Origin of the sequence: Pseudomonas sp. EZ-C24, assembly GCF_014525325.1 — a bacterium.
GTDB lineage: Bacteria > Pseudomonadota > Gammaproteobacteria > Pseudomonadales > Pseudomonadaceae > Aquipseudomonas > Aquipseudomonas shirazensis.
The window spans coordinates 88,573-107,479 of record NZ_JACDIU010000014.1; the positions used below are offsets into that span (position 1 = coordinate 88,573).

Here is an 18,907-nt window from a genome sequence, read left to right on the forward strand (position 1 = left end):
CCTGGCAAATGCCCGCAGGCACGCGAGTAAAGGGCCATGCGTGGAGAGTCTGTGCAAGGCAATGGGGCGCGCTGTGACGCCCTGCACCAGCCTGGTGATGGCTACTGACGGCCGTTTGTCCGACCTGGTACAAAATGCCACGGAACGTCTGCGCCGGTTTGATTTCCTATTCAGCAGATAGAGGACAACACTATTGGGCAATTGACGGTCAGCACAAGATGAAGTCAGGTCAGAATAATCATCCAGACCAGGCAAAACTGCCTTTTCTGCTGGGGGGTGGCAGCATTGGCAGCCAGATCCAGACCATGGACTGGTCAGGCTCTCCGCTGGGTGCGCCGCAACAGTGGTCGCTCAGTCTGAAGACGCTGATGGCAACCATTTTGCCGGCTCAAGCGCAGATCGTGCTGTTCTGGGGTCCTGAATACGTGGCGCTGTATAACGATGCTTACTCGACCACAATTGGCAACAAGCACCCGCGCGCGCTAGGGCGACCTGCACAGGAAAACTGGACCGAGCTGTGGGATGACCTAGAACCGCTGCTGAGCGGCGTGCGCAACACCGGGCAAACTTTTTCAGCCAAGGACCGACCGTTTTACCTGGAGCGTAGCGCCCACGGCGAGACGGCTTATTTCGACGTGTCCTACTCTGCCGTTCGCGAAATCGACGGCAGCGTTGGCGGTGTATTGTGCGTCGTCTCTGAAACCACGCAAAAGGTGCAGTTCGAACGGCGGCAGAGCTTTCTCCTCGAACTGGGTCAGGCGCTTCCGGAATTGACCGAGCCGGAACAGATCGAAGCCTATGCCATCGAACGCGTAGGCCAGCAACTGGGCGCCGTGCGGGTTTTTCTAGCCGAATCGCAAGGAGATGATCAGCAGATGCGCATCGCCCGCGATTGGGTAAATGGTGCGATTTCCAGGGTTGGTGATCTGACCTGCGGCGAGAGTCCAGTGCGACTGACCGAACAGCTCGGTCGCGGTTTCGTCGTGCAGGGTGCAGATGCCGCCAGCGTGTATGTGCCGGTACTGCGCGGCAGCAGCATTGATGCCATCCTCGGCGTCGAGTTTGCCGCGCCGCATTTTGTCGACGAGGACCAGTGCCTGCTGCTCGAAGACACCGCCAAGCGGGTCTGGCAGGCAATCACCCACGCCCGCTCCGAGCGGGCGTTGCGCGCCAGCAGTGCGCACCTTGAGGCAACTTTTGCCGAGCTGCTGGCGCTTAATGAGTCCCTCGAAGAGCGTGTGTCGGCAATGCTGGCCGAACGCGAGGAAGCCAATCGGCAGCTGCATGAAACTGGCAAGATGGAGATGATTGGCCAGCTCACCGGCGGTATCGCCCACGATTTCAACAACATGCTCACCCCGATCATTGCCTCCCTGGAGCTGATCCGTCGACGGCCAGAGGATGCTCAGCGTTCAGTGCGCTTGATCGATGGTGCGCTGCAGGCCGCTGAACGTGCGCGAATTCTGGTCGGGCGCCTGCTCAGCTTTGCTCGCCGGCAGACACTCAAGCCGCAAGCCGTGTGCCTGGCAACACTGGTCAATGACATGCACGAGTTGATGGCGCGCTCGCTGGGGCCGACCATTGAGGTCGTGGTGCAGGTCGATCCACAGTTGCCCAATGTGCTGGTCGATCCCCATCAGCTTGAGCTTGCTTTGCTCAACCTGGTGGTCAACGCACGCGACGCCATGGCCAATGGCGGGCGTGTGTATCTGGCCGCCGGGGTTGGTGAAGATGACCCGGATTGGCCGGAAAGCGTGCACGGCCGCCAGGTCTGGCTGCAGGTGCGTGACAGCGGCTGCGGCATGAGTGAAGAAGTGCTGGAGCGTTGCTTTGAGCCGTTTTATTCAACCAAACAGGTCGGCAAAGGCTCCGGCCTTGGCCTGCCCATGGTGCAGGGCCTGGCAGCTCAGTCAGGCGGTGGCTTTGCCATCGATTCGCAGCCGGGGCAGGGCACTCGGGCGACATTGTGGCTGCCAGTCAGTCGCGGCCAGGTCTGTGAGCCGCTTGCCGAAGTTGGCGACGCCATCATGGCACCAGGGCAAATGCAGGTCTTGCTGGTTGACGATGAGGACATCGTGCGCAACGCAACGGCCCTGCAATTGCGTGACCTTGGCTATCGGGTAACCGAAGCCGCCAGCCCCGCGCAGGCGCGGCGAATGCTGGCAGAGGGGCTGGCGATGGATGTGCTGGTGACTGACCAGATCATGGTCGATGAGACCGGCGCCAGGTTCGCTCAGCAACTGCGCCAGCAGCAACCGCAATTGCCGGTGCTGATCATTACCGGTTATGCCAACCTGACCCCGCGTGAACTCAATGGTTTTGCTGTTCTGCGCAAGCCGTTTCGCCGGGCCGAACTGGCTGAGAGTCTGGCCCAGTTGCTCGCGCTCAACAGCCCACTGACGGAGCCTCCTGAGGCAAGTACAGGGTAAACGTGGTGCCCTGGCCAGGCTGGCTGATTACCTGCACATCGCCGCCTGACTGCTTGGCGAAGCCAAATACCTGCGACAAGCCCAGGCCGGTGCCTTCACCGGCCGGCTTGGTGGTGAAGAAGGGGTCAAAAATCCGCTCCAGCAGCTCTGGTGCAATACCCGTGCCATTGTCGATCACCGAAATCGCGGCAAACGCCCCCGCCTGCAGATGATCACCCGGTTGCGCGGGCATGCGCTGGTTGGCAACCAGTTGCAGTACCAGCGTGCCTACTCCATTCAACGCGTCGCGGCCATTGATCATCAGGTTAAGCACTGCGGTTTCCAGCTGGCCTGGGTCCGCATGGACAAAACACGGCGTCTGCGGCAGTTCCAGTACCACCTTGACCCGCGCCCCAGTGGCGGTATCGAGCATGTCGGCCATGGCTTGCAGGCGTTGGCCAACCTCGAATATCTGCGGGCTGAGCGCTTGGCGCCGGGCAAAGGCGAGCAGCTGGCCGGTCAGTTTCGAGCCACGCTCAACCGTCTCGATCATGGTTTGCAGATAGCGCTGGCGGCGGCTGTCTTCCAGGTCGGGACGTTGCAGGAAGTGCAGCGACGAGCGAATGATGGTCAGTAGATTATTGAAATCGTGCGCCACGCCTCCGGTCAGCTGGCCGATCGCTTCGAGCTTTTGCGACTGGCGCAGGACTGCTTCGGTTTGCAGCAATTGCTCGGTGCGCTCTTCGACACGCTGTTCCAGGCTGACATTGAGTGCTTCGAGGGCGGCGGCGCTGGCGCGCACCTCGGCAACGGCCTGGACCCGCTGGATATGCGCCCAGCAGCGCTCGGTGACTTCGCTGATGAGCCCCTGCTCGTAAGCCGTCCAGTGGCGCGGTTGGCGGTCATGGATGGCCATCAGTGCGGTCAGCCGACCGTCCTTGATCAGCGGCATGCAGATGGTCGCAGTGATGCCAATGGCCTGGAACGTCGCGGCCTCATGTGGCAGCAGTTGGCTGAGGTTGTCGTCGATCACCAGCGCCCGACCGGCGCGCAGCTGGCTGACCGCCAGGCTGCCGAAATCGGCCAGCCGATAGTGGCCCACCAACCGTGGTGAGCCGGTCGCGACGGCATCGCCGCAAATGGTGAAACCGTCCTGATCTGCGTCCATGACGGCATAGGCACAGCTGGACAGGCCGAGATGTCCGACCAGTAGACGGGTGGTGGTGGCCATGATCAGGTCAGGCTCGGTGGCGTCGGCCAGGGTACGGCTCAGACCGTCGAGAAAATTCAGGCGCTGATTGGCGATCACTGTCGCGGTGGTCTCAGTGACCGTATCGAGCATGCCGACCAATTCGCCATTGTGGTCGCGGATCGGGCTGTAGCAGAACGTGAAGTAAGCGCGTTCGGTACCGCGCTGGCGATCAATCAGCAGTGGAAAGTTATCGATGAACACCGCTTCGCCGGCAAGGGCGCGCTCGGCAAGTACTCCGATGTCGCTCCACGCCTCCTGCCAGACTTCGCTGAAAGGAATGCCCAAGGCCAGTGGCTTGCCGCCCAAGATATCGCTGAAGGCATCGTTGTGCAGAGTGAGCATCTGCTCGCCCCATAGCACGGCCTGAGCGAACCGTGAGTTAAGGCACAGCGACAGGGTGGTCTTGAGCACGTCGGGCCAGCTTTCCATAGGCCCGAGCGCAGTTTGCGCCCAATCGTGGGCGCGGATGCGTTCGGCCATCAATCCGCCGCCTTCCAGCCATTTAGCCATTGCTAGGTCGATCCGTTTGCAGGGAGCACAAGGTTGCCCGTTGGCAGGGCTGATTGCGAGCGCTTTATGCGGGATGTCAGGCACTTTCGCGCGCGATCAGCTCGCAGTGCAACAGGTTCAGCCGCGGCACATCGACATCCACGGCGATTGCTCCCAGGTGCTGCAGCACGCGCAGCGCGGCGATCTCGCCAATCTCCCGCGAGGGCGGGCGCAGGGTGGTCAAGCTTGGCAGCAGCATGTCAGCGAAGGCGTAGTCACCAAAGCCCATTATGGCCATCTCTTCGGGCAGCTTCAGGCCGGCGCGCTGGCCGGCGAGCACGGCGCCGGCGGCCAAGTTGTCGTTGGCAAAGATGATCGCATCCGGGCGCGGCTCGCGGCGGATCAAGGCCTGCATCGCCTGCTTGCCCGCCTCGAACGGAGCGCTGTCCGCCGTCGGCACGAAGAACCACGGCTCCAGCCCGGCATCGCGCAAGGTTTGCGCATAACCATCGCGCCGTTGCCGCGCACTGAAGTCGCCGGCCGCGCTGTTCTGCACGAAGGCGATGCGCCGGTGGCCCTTGTCGAGCAGATAGCGGCAGGCCTGCACGCCGACCTCGAAGTGCAGAAAACCTACCTGCAATGGCTCCCGCTCGGGGCAGTAGTCCCAGATTTCCACGACCGGTACATCGGCCTCTGCCAGCATCTTCTCGGTGGCCGGGCTGTGAAACTGGCTGGTGACCACCAGTGCCGCCGGCGACCAACCGAGAAACGCGCGCACTGCGCTTTCTTCCTGTTCTTCGCTGAAATAGCTCGACGCCAGCAGCAACTGATAACCGTGCTTGCTCAGGGTGTCGCTGAAGGCCTGGATGGTCTGGGCAAAGATCGGCCCGGAGATGTTTGGGATGACCATACCGACGATACGCCCGCGTGCCGAAGCCAGCCCGCCGGCCACCAGATTGGGCACATAGCCCAAGGCTTCGACCACGGCTTTGATGCGCTCACGCAGGGGCGGCGAAACCTGCTCGGGTTGATTGAAGTAGCGAGACACGCTGATCGATGACACGCCGGCCTCGCGCGCCACTTGGGCGAGGGTGACGCGGCCCGCGCCGCGGCGCTTACGAGGGGTGTCCTTGAGCTGGCTCACAGGGGCATCTCGAATGAATGAGCGCCGATGTTAGCGCTAACCCAGGCATGCTACGCAAATAGCTTTATGGAATAACAAAAGTTTTTTTAAGTATTTGACCTGCTAAGCGGCGGGCTTGGATACTCGGTCCATGTTAGCGCTAACACAGCGCTGCTGTTGGCCACCGACTGCCACTCGCACGAGCGAGACCAGACATCGACAGCACTTCAATTCAGTCTGGTCTTTCAGGGCAGTAAGCATCATGCACACACATCAGATCCGAGGCGCCGTTGCGCGCGCCAGCCGTTTCCCCGTACGTTCGCCTCTCGCCACAGCCGTGTTGCTGGCGGCCATCGGTCAGTCGGCACAGGCTGCTGATAACGACCAGCAGAACCCGCAGGCCACTGCGCTGAGCGCCGTCACCGTGACCGCTACACGCCGCGAGGCGAGCCTGCAGGAAGTGCCGGTTGCGGTCTCGGTGGTGCAGGGCGAGCAGCTCGAACGTGATAACCGCAACAGCGTCGCCAGCATCGTCCAGCAGGTGCCGACCCTCAACTACCGTGCGGGTGCGTCGAACAAGGACACCTCGCTGTTCATTCGTGGCGTCGGCACTATCTCGACCTCACCAGGCGTCGAGCCGACCGTAGCTACTGTGGTCGACGGCGTGGTGTTTGGCCGACCAGGCCAATCCACCCTCGATCTGCTTGATCTGGAACGCATCGAAGTGCTGCGCGGCCCGCAGGGCACGCTGTTCGGCAAAAACGCCTCCGCCGGCGTGCTCAACGTGGTCAGCAAAGCTATCCCCGAGCAGACCCAAGGCTATGTCGACTATTCGCACTTTGGCGGTGGCGACGAAAACCGCCTGCGCTTTGGCCTCGGTGGCCGCTTGAACGAGCAGCTCAAAGGTTCGTTGAGCACGCTGTGGGGCGACTATGACGGCAACGTGGAGAACCTCGCCAATGGCCATGATGTAAATGGCTATGAGCGCAAAGGCCTGCGCGGCAAGCTTGAATTCGAACCCAGCGATGAGCTGCGCCTGACCCTGATCGGCGACTACATGAAGGGTGAGGACACCTTGCCCAGTGGCGTCGTCACCCAGGCCAGCACGGCCTTTCGCAACCAGCTGGGCGCGGTCCGGCCGAGCGCGCACAACCGCGACATCAGCAGTGATTTCAAGACCCACGTCGAGGACGAAAACCAGGGCTTCTCGGCCCAGCTTGACTGGCAACTGGGGGATTACACCCTGACCTCGATCAGCGCCTGGCGCGGTTGGGACAACACCCAGTATCAGGACGGTGACCGCCGTGCGCTGTTGCCGCTGACCGCCTCCCATGACAAAGGCACTGTCGACTACGACCAGTACAGCCAGGAGTTTCGCCTGACCTCGCCCAAGGGCCAGTTCAACGAGTACGTGCTGGGCGCGTTCTACATGCACGGCACCTCGCGGGAAACCTACCAACGGCTTTCGGTCAACGGCGGCGTAGCCAACAGTGGCCGCGCCGACTATTCGACCACCAATGAGAGCGTTGCCCTGTTCGGTGAAAACACCTTCAACTTCACCGATGATTTGCGGGCCATCTTCGGCCTGCGCTGGACCCACGATGACCTCGAATACGATCACCGCCGGGTGTCCACCTTGCCGACCTCGGTGACCGGCATCCAGCCCTCGACTGCCAGTCAGGGCTCGGTCGATGAAGACGGCTGGAGCGGCCGCACTGGCCTGCAATATGACTTCAACGACAACCTGACCGGCTACGTGACCTATTCACGTGGTTACAAGGGGCCGGCCTACAACGTGTTCTTCAACATGCAGCCGCGAGATACCGGTGCACTCAAGCCAGAAACCTCCGACGCTTACGAGATCGGCCTCAAGAGCACTGCGCTGGACAACCGCCTGGTGGCCAACCTGGCGCTGTTCCATACCGACTACGACGACTACCAGGCCAACTTCTTCGACACCGTGGCCAACCAGGTGGTCACCCGCCTGGTCAACGCCGGCAAGGTCAAGACCCAGGGCGTCGAGCTGGATGCCAGCTTGCAGGTCACCTCGCAGCTGAAACTGTCTGCCGCAGCGGCCTACACCAAAGCTCGCGTCGACCACTTCAACTGCCCAGCGGGCGCGGCTGCCAGCTGCGACATCGACGGCGGCCGCCTGCCGTTCACCCCGGACTGGAAGACCTACCTGCGCGCCGACTATGTGATCCCGCTGGACAACGGCCTGGATATCGAGTTGGCCAGTGACTACAGCTGGCAGGACTCGGTGCAGTTCAGCCTCGACCAGAACCCCGACACCGTACAGGGTGCTTACGGCATCTGGAACGCCAGTGTTGCCCTGGCCGATTACAACGAGGGCTGGCGGGTCGCACTGCTGGGCAAGAACCTTGGCGACAAGTCTTACGCACAGATGCTCTCCAGCGGCGGCGACTACATCTATCGCTCGGTGCCGCGCGATGACGGCCGCTACTTCGGCGTGCAACTGCGCAAGGACTTCTAACCGAGCGGCCCGTCCTGTGGCCGCCTCTTTGCACCGATCAGCGAGTAACTCCGATGAGTACAGCACCCCGTCAACTCAGCCTCGGCGCCTTCATCATGGCCACCGGGCACCACGTCGCCGCCTGGCGTCATCCAGACGTGCCGGCTGATCCGCTGGACTTCGCCACCTACCGGCGCGTAGCTCAGGCTGCCGAGGCGGCCTGCTTCGACTCACTGTTCGTCGCCGACAGCGTGGCCGCGCCGAGTGATGCCCTAGCCAGCCACAGCGCACGCTCGGTGTACTTCGAGCCACTGACATTGCTGTCAGCACTCAGCGCAGTGACCGAGCGCATCGGCCTGATCGCCACGGCCACCACCAGCTACAACGAGCCGTACCATGTGGCGCGCAAGTTTGCCTCGCTCGATCACTTGTCCGCCGGCCGCGCCGGCTGGAACCTGGTGACCTCGGATGCCGCCGCCGAGGCTGGCAATTTTGGCCGCAGCGCGCATATCCCGCATGGCGAACGCTATGCCCGCGCTCGCGAGTTTCAGCAGGTGGTGCAGGGGCTGTGGGACAGCTGGGCGGATGATGCGTTTGTCCGCGACAAGGCCAGTGGCGTGTTCCATCACGCCGATGGCGTGCGTGCCCTTGAACATGTTGGCGAGCACTTTCGCGTCAAAGGCCCGCTCAATGTCGCTCGCACGCCCCAGGGCAGGCCGGTGCTGGTGCAGGCCGGCTCGTCCGAGGCCGGACGCGAGCTGGCGGCCGAAACTGCCGAAGTGGTGTTTACCGCGCAGCCTTCACTGGCCCGGGCGCAAGCGTTCTATGCCGACCTCAAGGGCCGCTTGCCGCGCTACGGGCGCGAACCGGATGCGCTGAAGGTCATGCCTGGCGTGTTCATCGTGGTGGGGCAGAGCGAGGCCGAGGCGCAGGACAAGGCCGAGCAGTTTCAGGCGCTGGTCGACCCACGGGTAGGCGTGGCCTTGCTCGGGCGCATGCTCGGTAACTTCGACCTGTCTGGCTACCCGCTGGACGGCCCGTTGCCGGAGCTGCCACCGACTGAGGACGGCCAGCGAAGCCGCCAGCAGTTGCTCACCGAGCTGGCCGGCAGCGAACAGCTGACCCTGGCCCAGCTTGGCCAGCGCATCGCCGGTGGCCGCGGCCACTACAGCCTGATCGGCACGCCGACGCAGATCGCCGACGAGCTGCAGGCCTGGTTCGAAGGCGCCGCCGCCGACGGTTTCAACGTGCTGGTGCCGCACTTGCCGCAGGGCCTGGAAGACGTCGCCCGCTGGGTCGTGCCCGAGCTGCAGCGCCGTGGGCTGTTCCGCCGTGAATACCAGGGCCGCACCCTGCGTGAGCATCTGGGCCTGCAAGTGCCGGCCAATCCCTTCTTTGCCAAACGAGGTCAACCATGAGCTACACCGCCCACCCCGAGCGCTATGCGCGCATGCCGTACCGCCGCGTCGGCCGCAGTGGCCTGGTCCTGCCGGCATTGTCACTGGGCCTGTGGCACAACTTTGGCGATGCCACGCCGATCGATACCCAGCGCGCGCTGCTGCGCACCGCGTTCGATGCTGGCATCAATCACTTCGACCTGGCCAACAACTACGGCCCGCCGTACGGCAGCGCCGAAAGCAACTTTGGCCGCTTGCTGCGCGAAGACCTGCGCGCTTATCGCGATGAGCTGATCATCTCCAGCAAGGCTGGCTGGGACATGTGGCCTGGGCCCTACGGGCAGGGCGGCAGCTCGCGTAAGTACCTGATCTCCAGCCTCGATCAGAGCCTGACGCGGCTGGGCCTGGACTACGTCGATATCTTCTATTCGCACCGTTTCGACGCCGACACGCCGCTGGAAGAAACTGCGATTGCCCTGGCCGATATCGTCCGCCAGGGCAAGGCGCTGTACATCGGTATCTCGTCCTATTCGGCGGGCAAAACCCGCGAGATCGCAGCATTGCTGCAAGCGCTGAACGTGCCGCTGTTGATCCATCAGCCCTCGTACAATCTGTTCAACCGCTGGATCGAACAGGACCTGCTCGACACCACCGCAGAGGTCGGCGCCGGGGTCATCGTGTTCACTGCGCTGGCCCAGGGGCTGCTCACCGACAAGTATCTGCAGGGCGTGCCGACTGATGCTCGGGTCAACCGTGCCGGCGGCAGCTCGCTGCGCGCCGAGCATTTGTCCGAAGCCAATATCGCTCGCGCCCAGGCGCTCAACGAGATCGCCCACCGGCGTGGCCAGAGCCTGGCGCAACTGGCACTGGCCTGGACCCTACGCGATCCACGCGTGAGTTCGGCCCTGATCGGCGCCAGCCGGCCCGAGCAGATCATCGAGAACGTCGCGGCTCTGGACAACCTCGCGTTCAGCGCCGAGGAGCTGGCCGAGATCGACCAGTTCGCCGTGGAAGGCGGGATCAACCTCTGGGAAAAACCCTCGACCGACTGGAAGGAGTAAGCCATGACTATTGTTCGCCTGGCCGCAGCACTGCTGTTGGCCCTCGCGGGGACTGTGCAAGCGGCAGATCCGGCCAGTTTGCGCATCGGCTACCAGAAGGGCTCGATCAGCCTGGTGCTGGCCAAACAGCACGGTTTGCTCGAGCAGCGCTTTGCCAATACCAAGGTGCAATGGATCGAGTTTCCGGCCGGGCCGCAGATGCTCGAGGCGCTCAACATCGGCAGCCTGGATATCGGCTCGACCGGCGATATCCCACCGATCTTCGCCCAGGCGGCCGGTGCCGATCTGCTCTACATCGGCGCCGAGCCGGCCAAACCGCAAGCCGAAGTGATCCTGGTGCCCAAAGCCAGCACGCTGGCCAGCGTTGCCGAGCTCAAGGGCAAGCGCATCGCCCTGCAGAAAGGCTCCAGCGCGCACAACCTGCTGTTGCGCAGCCTGGCCAAGGCCGGCTTGAGCATCCGCGACGTGCAACCGGTGTACCTGGCCCCGGCCGATGCCCGCGCGGCGTTCGAGCGCGGCAGTGTCGATGCCTGGGCGATCTGGGACCCGTTCTATTCGGCCATCGACGTCGAAGGCAAGGCGCGGGTACTGGCGGACGGGCAGGGTTTGGGCCTGATCGGCCCGTTCATGCTCGGCGCGCGGAGCTATGTCGAAGCCAACCCCGAATTCGTCGGCCAGTTGCTTGAGCAGATAAGCCAGGCCGAGGCGCTGACCCGCAGTGACGAGGCCGGCAGTATCCGCACATTGGCGGACTTCATGGGTATGCCTGAAGAGGTCGTGCGGCGCAGTTTCAGCCATCGTCCGGCGTCGCCAGTGCTTGCCGTCAGTGACGAAATCATCGCCGCGCAGCAGCGCACGGCACAGTTGTTTTTCGACAACCGCTTGCTGCCCAGGCAGGTGCAAATTGCGCCGGCAGTGTGGCGGCGACCGTGATCTATCCCGCAGCAGTACAAAATGTGTATCTGCTTATTTGAGGCTAACTGTATAGGTGGGCGGGCGAGGGCGCTGGGCTACTGTGGGTGCACAACATCTACCCGCTCGGGACACTTGCTCATGTTTGCCTCCTTCGACCTGCTGATGGCGTTCGTACTGTTCGCCTTCGTATCCTCCATCACTCCGGGGCCCAACAACACCATGTTGCTGGCCTCAGGGGTCAACTTCGGCGCGCTGCGGACCATTCCCCACGCGCTGGGGGTCAGTATCGGCTTCATGCTGATGGTGCTGGGAGTGGGCTTTGGTCTGGGTGAAGTGTTCAAGGCCTGGCCTGTGCTGTACACGGTATTGCGCTATGTCGGCGCTGCCTATCTGCTGTACCTGGCGTACAAGATCGCTACCTCCGGGCCGATCTCCGCCAACGGCAAAAGCACGGCCAAACCGATGACCTTTCTCGGTGCTGCGGCGTTTCAGTGGGTCAACCCGAAAGCCTGGGTCATGGCTGTTGGCGCCATTACCACCTACACCCCAGCGCAAGGCTACGTGGTCAACGTGATCGTGATTGCCGCCGTATTCGCCCTGGTCAACCTGCCTAGCGTCGGGATCTGGGTAATGTTCGGCAGTGCCTTGCGCAACCTGCTGCAGAATCCGCGCTGGCTGATGCTGTTCAATGTCCTGATGGCCGTGCTGCTGGTGATATCGCTTTACCCGCTGCTGTTTGTACAATCGGCGTTTTCCTGAACCGGCGAGTACAGCCAAGCGATGCAATTGATCCCCTGGTCTCACGACTGCTCCGAAGGCTTTACCCTGCGCGGCTGGCGCACGCCGGCCAGCGGCAAGCCGTTGTTACACTTTCTGCATGGCAATGGCTTTTGCAGCCTGACCTATCAACCCCTGCTGATGCGCCTGGGTGATCACTTCGACCTGTGGCTGAGCGATGTGCAGGGCCACGGCGACAGTGACCACGGTGGGGTGTTTCGCGGCTGGAACCGCTCGGCTGAGTTGGCGGTGGAAGCCTTCGAGGCTGGCCGAGGCGAGTACGGCGCGGTGCCGCGCTATGCGCTGGGGCACAGCTTTGGTGGCGTGCTGACTGGGCTGATCGTGGCTGATCATCCGCAGTTGTTCGAGCGCGCCGTGCTGCTTGACCCGGTTATCTTCAGCCAGCGCATGCTCGTCACCATGGGCGCTGCCCGGCTGTTTGGCCTGCACCGCAGTCATGGACTGGCGCGCAAGGCGGCCACCCGGCGCAGCCACTGGGCTGACCGCGACGCGGCTTTCGCTGCGTTGCAGGGCAGGGGGATTTTCAAAGGCTGGCACGACTCTGCGCTGCGGGCCTATGTCGAGCATGCGATCGGTGATTGCGGCGAGGGGGTGGTGCTCAAATGCCGGCCTGCGCGTGAGGTCGATATTTTCAGTTCGTCGCCGCAGCGGTTGTGGTCGAATCTGGCCAGGATCAGCACGCCTACGTGCATTCTCTATGGTGAGCAGACGTACCCGTTTGTAGTGGCGTCGGTGCAGCGGCTGGCTGCGCTCAATCCGCAGGTGAGCAGCCAGGCGGTGGCGGGAGGGCATTGTTTCATGCAGGAAGATCCGGCAGCGGCAGCACCGCGGATCGCGAGTTTTCTTGATCATCAAAAGGTTTCAGACTCTGTAGCGATGCAGTAACCCTGGGTGATAGCAGGGTAATTGCCCTGTCAAGGCCGTCCCGGTATAGTGCGATCAATTCTCAAATGCGATTGCATCGCTTACAGGACTCCAGCGTTATGGGCTCGGCTTCTTCCCGCGACTTATCCGCCCATGGCGACATCCACGGCCTGTATGTCGAGCACCACGCCTGGCTCAAGCGCTGGCTGTGGCAGCGGATGGGCTGCCGCAGCGATGCCGCCGACCTTACTCAGGACACCTTCCTGCGGTTGTTTCGCCCCGCAGTTGCGCCCCGCGCATCCGACCTGCGCCAGCCGCGTGCTTACCTGGCCACTGTTGCGCGCCGTTTGATGCTCAACCTGTATCGTCGCCGCTCGGTTGAGCAAGCCTGGTTGCATACCCTGCAACAGATGCCTGAGCAGTGGGCTGCGTCGGCCGAAGAGCAGTATCTGATCCAGGAAGCCCTGCAACTGATAGATTCGCTGCTGCACGGCCTGCCTTCGGTGGTGCGCCGGGCGTTTCTGCTGTCGCAGCTCGAAGGCCACAGCCATGCGCAAATTGCCATGGCACTGGGGGTAACGGTGCGCAGCGTGCGGCGTTATCTGACCCAGGCGATGGAGCATTGCATGCTGCTCGCCATGGCCGATGAGCGGTGAGCGAACGGCCGCTGGAGCGACACATCGTTCGCGAGGCCGCGCGCTGGTACATACGCTTGAACGGCGCCGAGCATAGTCCTGCACTACAACTCCGATTCGAGCGCTGGCGCGATCAGCACCCGGACCACGCGCGCGCCTGGCAGTTGGCGCAGCGGGTAAGTGAGCAGTGGCAAGGCGTTCCCGAGGGCGTCGCGTTACCCACCCTGGAACGAGCCGATGGGCTCAGCCGTCGTGCTGGCCTCAAGGCGCTGATGGTGCTGATGACCGCCGCTCCTGCTGCGCTGGTGGCCTGGCGGCAGACCGATTGGCTGGCCGATGAACGTACCGCGATTGGCGAGCAACGCGAGCTGACCCTGATCGACGGTACGCGCCTGGCCCTCAATACCCAAACTGGCGTGGACATCGTTTTCGATGCCAGCCAGCGGCTGCTGCGCTTGCGTGGCGGGGAGATCCTCGTTATCACGCACCCGGACAGCCTGAGCCGACCGCTATCGGTGCAGACCGAGCAAGGCATCATCCGTGCACTGGGCACGCGCTTCAGCGTGCGTCAGGAGGGCAACGACAGCCAGGTCAGCGTGTTCGCCGGCGCCGTCGCCATTCAGCCTGTGCAGGGCGGCAGCGACTTACACCTGAGCGCTGGGCAGAGCGCCCATTTCGACCGCCGTCAGGTGTCGAGCCCAGCGCCATTGCTTACCGGCGCTGGCGAGTGGGCCAGCGGTGTGCTGCGCGTCGAGCGGATGCCCCTCAACCTTTTCGTCGAAGAACTGAACCGCTACCGACCCGGCTGGGTGCGATGCGATGCACAGGTCGGGCAATTGCTGATCAGCGGCGCGTTCCTGTTGCGCGACACCGACCTGATCCTCAGCGCAGTGTCCCGGGCGCTGCCAGTGCAGGTGGTGTATCGCACGCGGTATTGGGTGAGTTTGCAGGCGCGAACCGTCTGAAAAAAAGTCTGCAGCGCCTGTCCGCTTTGCCAGCGCTCGCGTGTCCTCCAGGCACACAGATCTTTTCGATTCGGAGTCTGCATGCCTTTGTCATTTCGTTGCTCACCAATTGCCTGCGCCGTGCAGGTCACAGCTCTGGCTGTGAGCCTCAGCGCCAGTCCCTCGTTATTTGCCGCCAGCAACCTGCACTACACCATCTCGCCAGGGCCGCTGGGTCAGGTGCTGTCGAGCTTTGCCGCACGTTCGGGCATCAATCTCGCCATCGAACCGGCTCTGGTAGAGGGACGCCAGAGTGCTGGCCTGCAAGGTGAATTTGCGCTGCAGGCGGGCTTTTTACGCGTACTGGCCGGTAGCGGTTTGCGGGCGGTTGATCACGGCAACGGCGTGTACGCACTGGCGCCGATCCCCCAAACGGACGCAGCGCTGGAACTCGACGCCACGCAGGTCGTCGACACCCGCTTCAGCAGCACCATTGGCGACGGACCAGTGCCGGGTTATGTGGCCAAACGCACCACGGTCGGCACCAAGACCGACACGCCAATCAATGAAATCCCGCAAAGCATTTCGGTGATTACCCGCGATGAAATGGACCAGCGTGGTGTACAGGATTTCAATGCCGCTGTGGCCTATACCCCCGGGATTCGCGCGTTGGACTACGCAGGCGGGCAAGGCGCCCCGGATATCTTTCTGCGCGGTTTTCGTGCCTTCAACCTGTTCGGTCTGTATCAGGATGGCCTGCGCACCGGCTTCAACCAGTACGACACCAACTTTGAAACCTTTGGCCTGGAGCGAGTCGATGTGGTCAAAGGTCCCGCTTCGGTGCTGTTCGGGCAGATGGCGCCGGGTGGGGTGGTCAACATGACCAGTAAACGCCCGCAGGAAACGCCGATTCGTCATCTCGAAGTGCAGTACGGCAGCTTCGACCGGCGCCAGCTGGGTCTTGATGTCGGTGATCAACTCGATAACGACGGCACCCTGTTCGGTCGGCTGGTCCTGCTACAGCGCGAGAGCGACACCCAGGTCAGGCACGCCCCAGATGACCGCACTTATGTAGCGCCGTCCCTCACCTGGAAACCCGACGATGCCAATACGCTGACGCTGCTTGGCAGTTACAGCAAGAGCCGTACGGGTGGCTCGGAGCAGAGTTTTCCGTTGATTGGTACCGTGCGCAAAAGCCCCTATGGCCATATTGATTCAGACACCGACCTGGGCTGGAAGGGCAGCTATTACCACAGCGAAAACACGGTCATCGGCGTGCAGTACGAGCATCAGTTCGACAATAGCTGGAAGCTGCAGCAAAACCTGCGCTACATGCATTCCAATGTTGGTTACCTGTCCAGTGGTCCTGATGTGGTACTCAACGCCGACGGCCGTACCCAGGACATCGGTTTGCAACTGCGGCCCAAAAACAGCGATACCTTCCTCATCGACAATCATCTGCAGGGGCTGGTCGACACGGGTCCGTTGCAGCACATGTTGCTGGCCGGTCTGGATTATTCGCACTACAAGGCCCGCGAAACGCGCCGTAACGGCGACCCCGATCCTGAGGTCGAGATGATCGATCTGTATCGCCCGGTCTACGGTGGTGGGGCCATCTGGTACGACCCTTTGCAGCGCTCTACCGACACCCGTTTGCAACAGGTCGGGCTGTACCTGCAGGATCAGATCAAGCTCGACCGCTGGGCGCTGACCCTGGGTGGCCGTCAGGATTGGTCCACTGCCTGGGAGGAGGGCTTGTACTTCGGTACAGAGCAGGTCGATACCGTGCAGCGTGACCGCAAATTCACCGGCCGCGTGGGCCTTGCCTACCTGTTCGACAATGGCATCGCACCCTATGCCAGCTACAGCACTTCGTTTCAGCCCAACCCGGAAGCCTACCGTGACGGCACGCTGTTCGAGCCGACTGAAGGCCGCCAGTACGAGATTGGCGTTAAGTACCAGCCGCCCGGTTATGACGCTTTCATCACCGTTTCGGCGTTTGATCTGGTGCAGACGAATGTCTCCACCACCGATCCGGTCAATCCCGGTTTCTCGGTGCAGAGCGGCGAAGTGCGTTCACGTGGCATCGAGCTGGAAGGCAAGGCCAGCCTCAGCCATGAGCTGAACGTGCTGGCGTCCTACGCTTACCTGGATGCCGAGATCACCCAGGACAACAGGTTCGAGGGCAACGCGCCGCGGGCGACTGCGCGCAATACCGCCAGCCTCTGGCTCGACTACACGATCGCAGACGGTGCGCTCAAAGGCGTAGGTATGGGGCTTGGACAGCGCTATGTTGGCTCGTCATATAACGTGCAGCACACCGCGAAGACGCCCCATTACCTGCTGACCGACGTCACCTTGCGTTACGACCTGGCGGGTAACGGGCTGGACGGTATGAGGGTGTCGGTTACGGCCAGCAACCTGTTCGACAAGCACTACTTCCAGCCGGGCTTTTACGAAGACTCGGTGCTTTACGGCAACCGGCGCAACGTGATTGCCAGCCTGAGCTACGACTGGTAATCGGCGCTGGCCCGGAGCCCTTTCAGGCGGTAAGGGGCTGACGCAATCAGTGCGCCTGCCCAGACTGTTTTTTACGCAAGGCAGCCGCCACCTCGGCCTCGATCGCGTAGGCCGGGGCTTCCAGCTCGTTGTAGTTGCGCGTGTAGCGCCGGGCGAACTCGCTGACGCCCAGCTCTTGATACTGCTGTACATGCTTGAGCTCATGGGCCCACAGCGCGACATTGTTCTCGGCATCGCTGGCATGGCGAAAGATCACCGTGTCGATCAAGGTCACCGCGTTCACATCGGGGTTTTGCAGCAGGGCATTGGCGGCGCTGACCTGCTGTTGGTCACCGACCCGGTAGCGCACGGTGTCGAGCACGGCAAAGTCGTACCAGGCGTCTAACTGAACGCGGATATGCAGCGGGATCGGCTCGGTGCCGAGTGCAGTGGCGTCGGCCTGAGCTTGTTGCAGGGCGAAGACCAGGCCGCTTGAGGCCATGTGTTCGACATCCTGCAGGATCTGCCCAGCCTGGCCGGGGTCGAAGGGGGTGCAGAAACAACCCATCAAGCACACTTGATACTGGCCCGCCGGGCAGGTGTCTGCGGCACCTGCAGGTCGGGCCAGGGCCAGGGTCAGGCTGAGCCACAGCAGCAGGGCGGGCCTCAAGCGAGCACCTTGGCGACCAGGCTGCGGCTGGCCTGCAGCAGTTCGCTTTGCACGGTTTCGCTGGCCAGCATGCGCCCGACCACCACCGCGCCGACACATTGGCTGATCAAGGCCCAGGCCAGTTCAGGATCATCCAGGGTCTCGCTCCAGGCTGCATGCAGTACGACCAACCAGTGCTCTGCCTCCTGGCGTACGGTTTGGTCGGCGCGGGCGATCTCCACCGCCAGTGGCGGCAGCGGGCAGCCTTGTTCGGCGTTATGCAGATGGGCCAGGCTCAGGTACTGCTCCAGGCAGCGGGCCAGACGCTGGCGTTCGGCGCCGCGCGCGGCCAGGCGGGCGAGGGGGCTGTTGCTCAGCTCACGGCGAACGATCTCGCTGAACAGGTCGTCCTTGCACGGGAAGTGGTTGTAGAACGCGCCGCCGGTGAGGCCAATAGCTTTCATCAAATCAGCCACGCCGGTGCTGGCGAAGCCGCCGCGCTTGGCCAGTGCGCCGCTGCTGGCGATGAGTTTTTCGCGGGTCTGCAGTTTGTGTTCAGTGGAGTAGCGCATCCAGATGATCTCCGCGCCCGGGCTTGACGGTGGTCGGATCATAACATAGCGTTCGTTTACTAAATGATCGTTCACCAATGGAGGTGGCCGTGGCGGAACAAGACAAGGTGGTGCTGGTGATTGGTGCCGGCGATGCGACCGGCGGAGCCATTGCCAAGCGCTTTGCCCGCGAGGGTTATATCGCCTGTGTGACCCGTCGCGACGCGGCCAAGCTGCAGCCGTTGCTGGACGAGATCAATGCCGAGGGTGGCCGGGCGCATGGCTTTGGCTCCGATGCGCGCAGCGAGGAGGACGTCGCCAGCCTGATCGAAACCATCGAGCGCGATATCGGCGCGATCGAAGCTTTCGTGTTCAATATCGGCGCCAATGTGCCGTGCAGCATCCTCGATGAAACCCCGCGCAAGTTCTACAAGATCTGGGAGATGGCTTGCTTTGCTGGTTTTCTGACCGCTCAGGCAGTAGCCAGGCGCATGGTCACTCGCGAGCGCGGCAGCATCATCTTTACCGGCGCCACCGCCGGCACCCGTGGCGCGGCGGGGTTTGCCGCGTTCGCCACCGCCAAGCATGGCCTGCGGGCGCTGGCGCAGAGCATGGCGCGGGAGCTGGGGCCGCGTAATATCCATGTTGCCCATGTAGTGGTCGATGGGGCCATCGACACCGCGTTCATTCGCGACAACTTCCCTGAACGGTATGCGCAAAAAGACCAGGACGGCATCCTCGACCCTGCGCACATTGCCGACAGTTACTGGTTTTTGCACGCCCAGCCCCGCGATGCCTGGACCTTCGAGCTGGACCTGCGGCCGTGGATCGAACGCTGGTAAAACTGCC

Annotated in this window: 15 protein-coding genes; 11 read left to right on the forward strand and 4 right to left on the reverse strand. The window is 62.7% G+C overall.

All coding sequences use genetic code 11. From position 1 onward, the window contains the following. The first annotated feature begins 218 nt into the window (after positions 1 to 218). Entirely contained in the window at positions 219 to 2,429 is a 2,211-nt protein-coding gene (locus IDM28_RS09485; protein ID WP_188035787.1) for an ATP-binding protein, read from the forward strand. Here IDM28_RS09485 and IDM28_RS09490 read toward each other — a convergent pair. Together IDM28_RS09490 and IDM28_RS09495 are read right to left on the reverse strand one after the other, a co-directional pair. After that, the gene (locus IDM28_RS09490; RefSeq protein WP_150571875.1) at positions 2,386 to 4,170 is read right to left on the reverse strand and encodes a sensor histidine kinase; all 1,785 of its coding nucleotides are present in this window, start codon (positions 4,168 to 4,170) and stop codon (positions 2,386 to 2,388) included. The genes IDM28_RS09485 and IDM28_RS09490 overlap by 44 nt on opposite strands. A gap of 76 nt (positions 4,171 to 4,246) precedes the next feature. Beyond that, positions 4,247 to 5,293: a LacI family DNA-binding transcriptional regulator gene (locus tag IDM28_RS09495; RefSeq protein WP_188035788.1), complete on the reverse strand. Its 1,047-nt coding sequence runs from the start codon at positions 5,291 to 5,293 to the stop codon at positions 4,247 to 4,249. A gap of 241 nt (positions 5,294 to 5,534) precedes the next feature. On the opposite strand from IDM28_RS09495, the gene IDM28_RS09500 reads away from it, so the two are divergent. The 9 genes from IDM28_RS09500 to IDM28_RS09540 all read left to right on the forward strand — a co-directional run bounded on the left by IDM28_RS09500 (position 5,535) and on the right by IDM28_RS09540 (position 16,879). After that, positions 5,535 to 7,766 (forward strand): TonB-dependent receptor, encoded by a 2,232-nt coding sequence (locus IDM28_RS09500; RefSeq protein WP_188035789.1) that lies wholly within the window; start codon positions 5,535 to 5,537, stop codon positions 7,764 to 7,766. A 53-nt stretch (positions 7,767 to 7,819) separates the two neighbouring features. Then, positions 7,820 to 9,163: an LLM class flavin-dependent oxidoreductase gene (locus IDM28_RS09505; RefSeq protein WP_188035790.1), complete on the forward strand. Its 1,344-nt coding sequence runs from the start codon at positions 7,820 to 7,822 to the stop codon at positions 9,161 to 9,163. Further along, positions 9,160 to 10,203 (forward strand): L-glyceraldehyde 3-phosphate reductase, encoded by a 1,044-nt coding sequence (mgrA, locus tag IDM28_RS09510; protein ID WP_188035791.1) that lies wholly within the window; start codon positions 9,160 to 9,162, stop codon positions 10,201 to 10,203. The genes IDM28_RS09505 and mgrA overlap by 4 nt, the downstream gene beginning before the upstream one ends. A 3-nt stretch (positions 10,204 to 10,206) precedes the next feature. Next, positions 10,207 to 11,136, forward strand: a complete 930-nt coding sequence (locus IDM28_RS09515) for an aliphatic sulfonate ABC transporter substrate-binding protein (protein WP_188035792.1) — start codon at positions 10,207 to 10,209, stop codon at positions 11,134 to 11,136. A gap of 120 nt (positions 11,137 to 11,256) precedes the next feature. After that, positions 11,257 to 11,877 (forward strand): LysE family translocator, encoded by a 621-nt coding sequence (locus IDM28_RS09520; protein ID WP_103437089.1) that lies wholly within the window; start codon positions 11,257 to 11,259, stop codon positions 11,875 to 11,877. A gap of 21 nt (positions 11,878 to 11,898) precedes the next feature. Beyond that, positions 11,899 to 12,801 (forward strand): alpha/beta fold hydrolase, encoded by a 903-nt coding sequence (locus IDM28_RS09525; RefSeq protein WP_188035793.1) that lies wholly within the window; start codon positions 11,899 to 11,901, stop codon positions 12,799 to 12,801. 98 nt (positions 12,802 to 12,899) lie between these two features. After that, positions 12,900 to 13,436 carry a sigma-70 family RNA polymerase sigma factor gene (locus tag IDM28_RS09530; RefSeq protein ID WP_101318804.1) on the forward strand — a complete coding sequence of 179 codons (537 nt, stop codon included), beginning with the start codon at positions 12,900 to 12,902 and terminating at the stop codon, positions 13,434 to 13,436. Further along, positions 13,433 to 14,380, forward strand: coding sequence for a FecR domain-containing protein (locus IDM28_RS09535; RefSeq protein ID WP_101318806.1), 948 nt, complete (start codon positions 13,433 to 13,435; stop codon positions 14,378 to 14,380). The genes IDM28_RS09530 and IDM28_RS09535 overlap by 4 nt, the downstream gene beginning before the upstream one ends. 81 nt (positions 14,381 to 14,461) lie before the next feature. After that, positions 14,462 to 16,879 carry a TonB-dependent siderophore receptor gene (locus tag IDM28_RS09540; protein WP_188035794.1) on the forward strand — a complete coding sequence of 806 codons (2,418 nt, stop codon included), beginning with the start codon at positions 14,462 to 14,464 and terminating at the stop codon, positions 16,877 to 16,879. A 46-nt stretch (positions 16,880 to 16,925) separates the two neighbouring features. Here the strand turns inward: IDM28_RS09540 and IDM28_RS09545 are convergent, their stop codons facing one another. Together IDM28_RS09545 and IDM28_RS09550 are read right to left on the reverse strand one after the other, a co-directional pair. Continuing rightward, positions 16,926 to 17,528, reverse strand: a complete 603-nt coding sequence (locus IDM28_RS09545; protein WP_410524659.1) for a DUF4157 domain-containing protein — start codon at positions 17,526 to 17,528, stop codon at positions 16,926 to 16,928. Further along, complete coding sequence (locus IDM28_RS09550) at positions 17,525 to 18,079, reverse strand: TetR/AcrR family transcriptional regulator (RefSeq protein ID WP_150571967.1); 555 nt, start codon at positions 18,077 to 18,079, stop codon at positions 17,525 to 17,527. The genes IDM28_RS09545 and IDM28_RS09550 overlap by 4 nt, the downstream gene beginning before the upstream one ends. 89 nt (positions 18,080 to 18,168) lie before the next feature. Here IDM28_RS09550 and IDM28_RS09555 point away from each other — a divergent pair, with 89 nt between their 5' ends. Further along, positions 18,169 to 18,900 carry an SDR family oxidoreductase gene (locus tag IDM28_RS09555; protein ID WP_188035796.1) on the forward strand — a complete coding sequence of 244 codons (732 nt, stop codon included), beginning with the start codon at positions 18,169 to 18,171 and terminating at the stop codon, positions 18,898 to 18,900. Positions 18,901 to 18,907 lie beyond the last annotated feature (7 nt).

Excerpts from the sequence above, each read along its gene's own strand:
- IDM28_RS09485 (WP_188035787.1), top strand. The coding sequence starts at position 219 with ATGAAGTCAGGTCAGAATAATCATCCAGACCAGGCAAAACTGCCTTTT.
- IDM28_RS09490 (WP_150571875.1), bottom strand. The coding sequence starts at position 4,170 with ATGGCTAAATGGCTGGAAGGCGGCGGATTGATGGCCGAACGCATCCGC.
- IDM28_RS09500 (WP_188035789.1), top strand. The coding sequence starts at position 5,535 with ATGCACACACATCAGATCCGAGGCGCCGTTGCGCGCGCCAGCCGTTTC.
- IDM28_RS09505 (WP_188035790.1), top strand. The coding sequence starts at position 7,820 with ATGAGTACAGCACCCCGTCAACTCAGCCTCGGCGCCTTCATCATGGCC.
- mgrA (WP_188035791.1), top strand. The coding sequence starts at position 9,160 with ATGAGCTACACCGCCCACCCCGAGCGCTATGCGCGCATGCCGTACCGC.
- IDM28_RS09515 (WP_188035792.1), top strand. The coding sequence starts at position 10,207 with ATGACTATTGTTCGCCTGGCCGCAGCACTGCTGTTGGCCCTCGCGGGG.
- IDM28_RS09520 (WP_103437089.1), top strand. The coding sequence starts at position 11,257 with ATGTTTGCCTCCTTCGACCTGCTGATGGCGTTCGTACTGTTCGCCTTC.
- IDM28_RS09525 (WP_188035793.1), top strand. The coding sequence starts at position 11,899 with ATGCAATTGATCCCCTGGTCTCACGACTGCTCCGAAGGCTTTACCCTG.
- IDM28_RS09530 (WP_101318804.1), top strand. The coding sequence starts at position 12,900 with ATGGGCTCGGCTTCTTCCCGCGACTTATCCGCCCATGGCGACATCCAC.
- IDM28_RS09540 (WP_188035794.1), top strand. The coding sequence starts at position 14,462 with ATGCCTTTGTCATTTCGTTGCTCACCAATTGCCTGCGCCGTGCAGGTC.
- IDM28_RS09550 (WP_150571967.1), bottom strand. The coding sequence starts at position 18,079 with ATGCGCTACTCCACTGAACACAAACTGCAGACCCGCGAAAAACTCATC.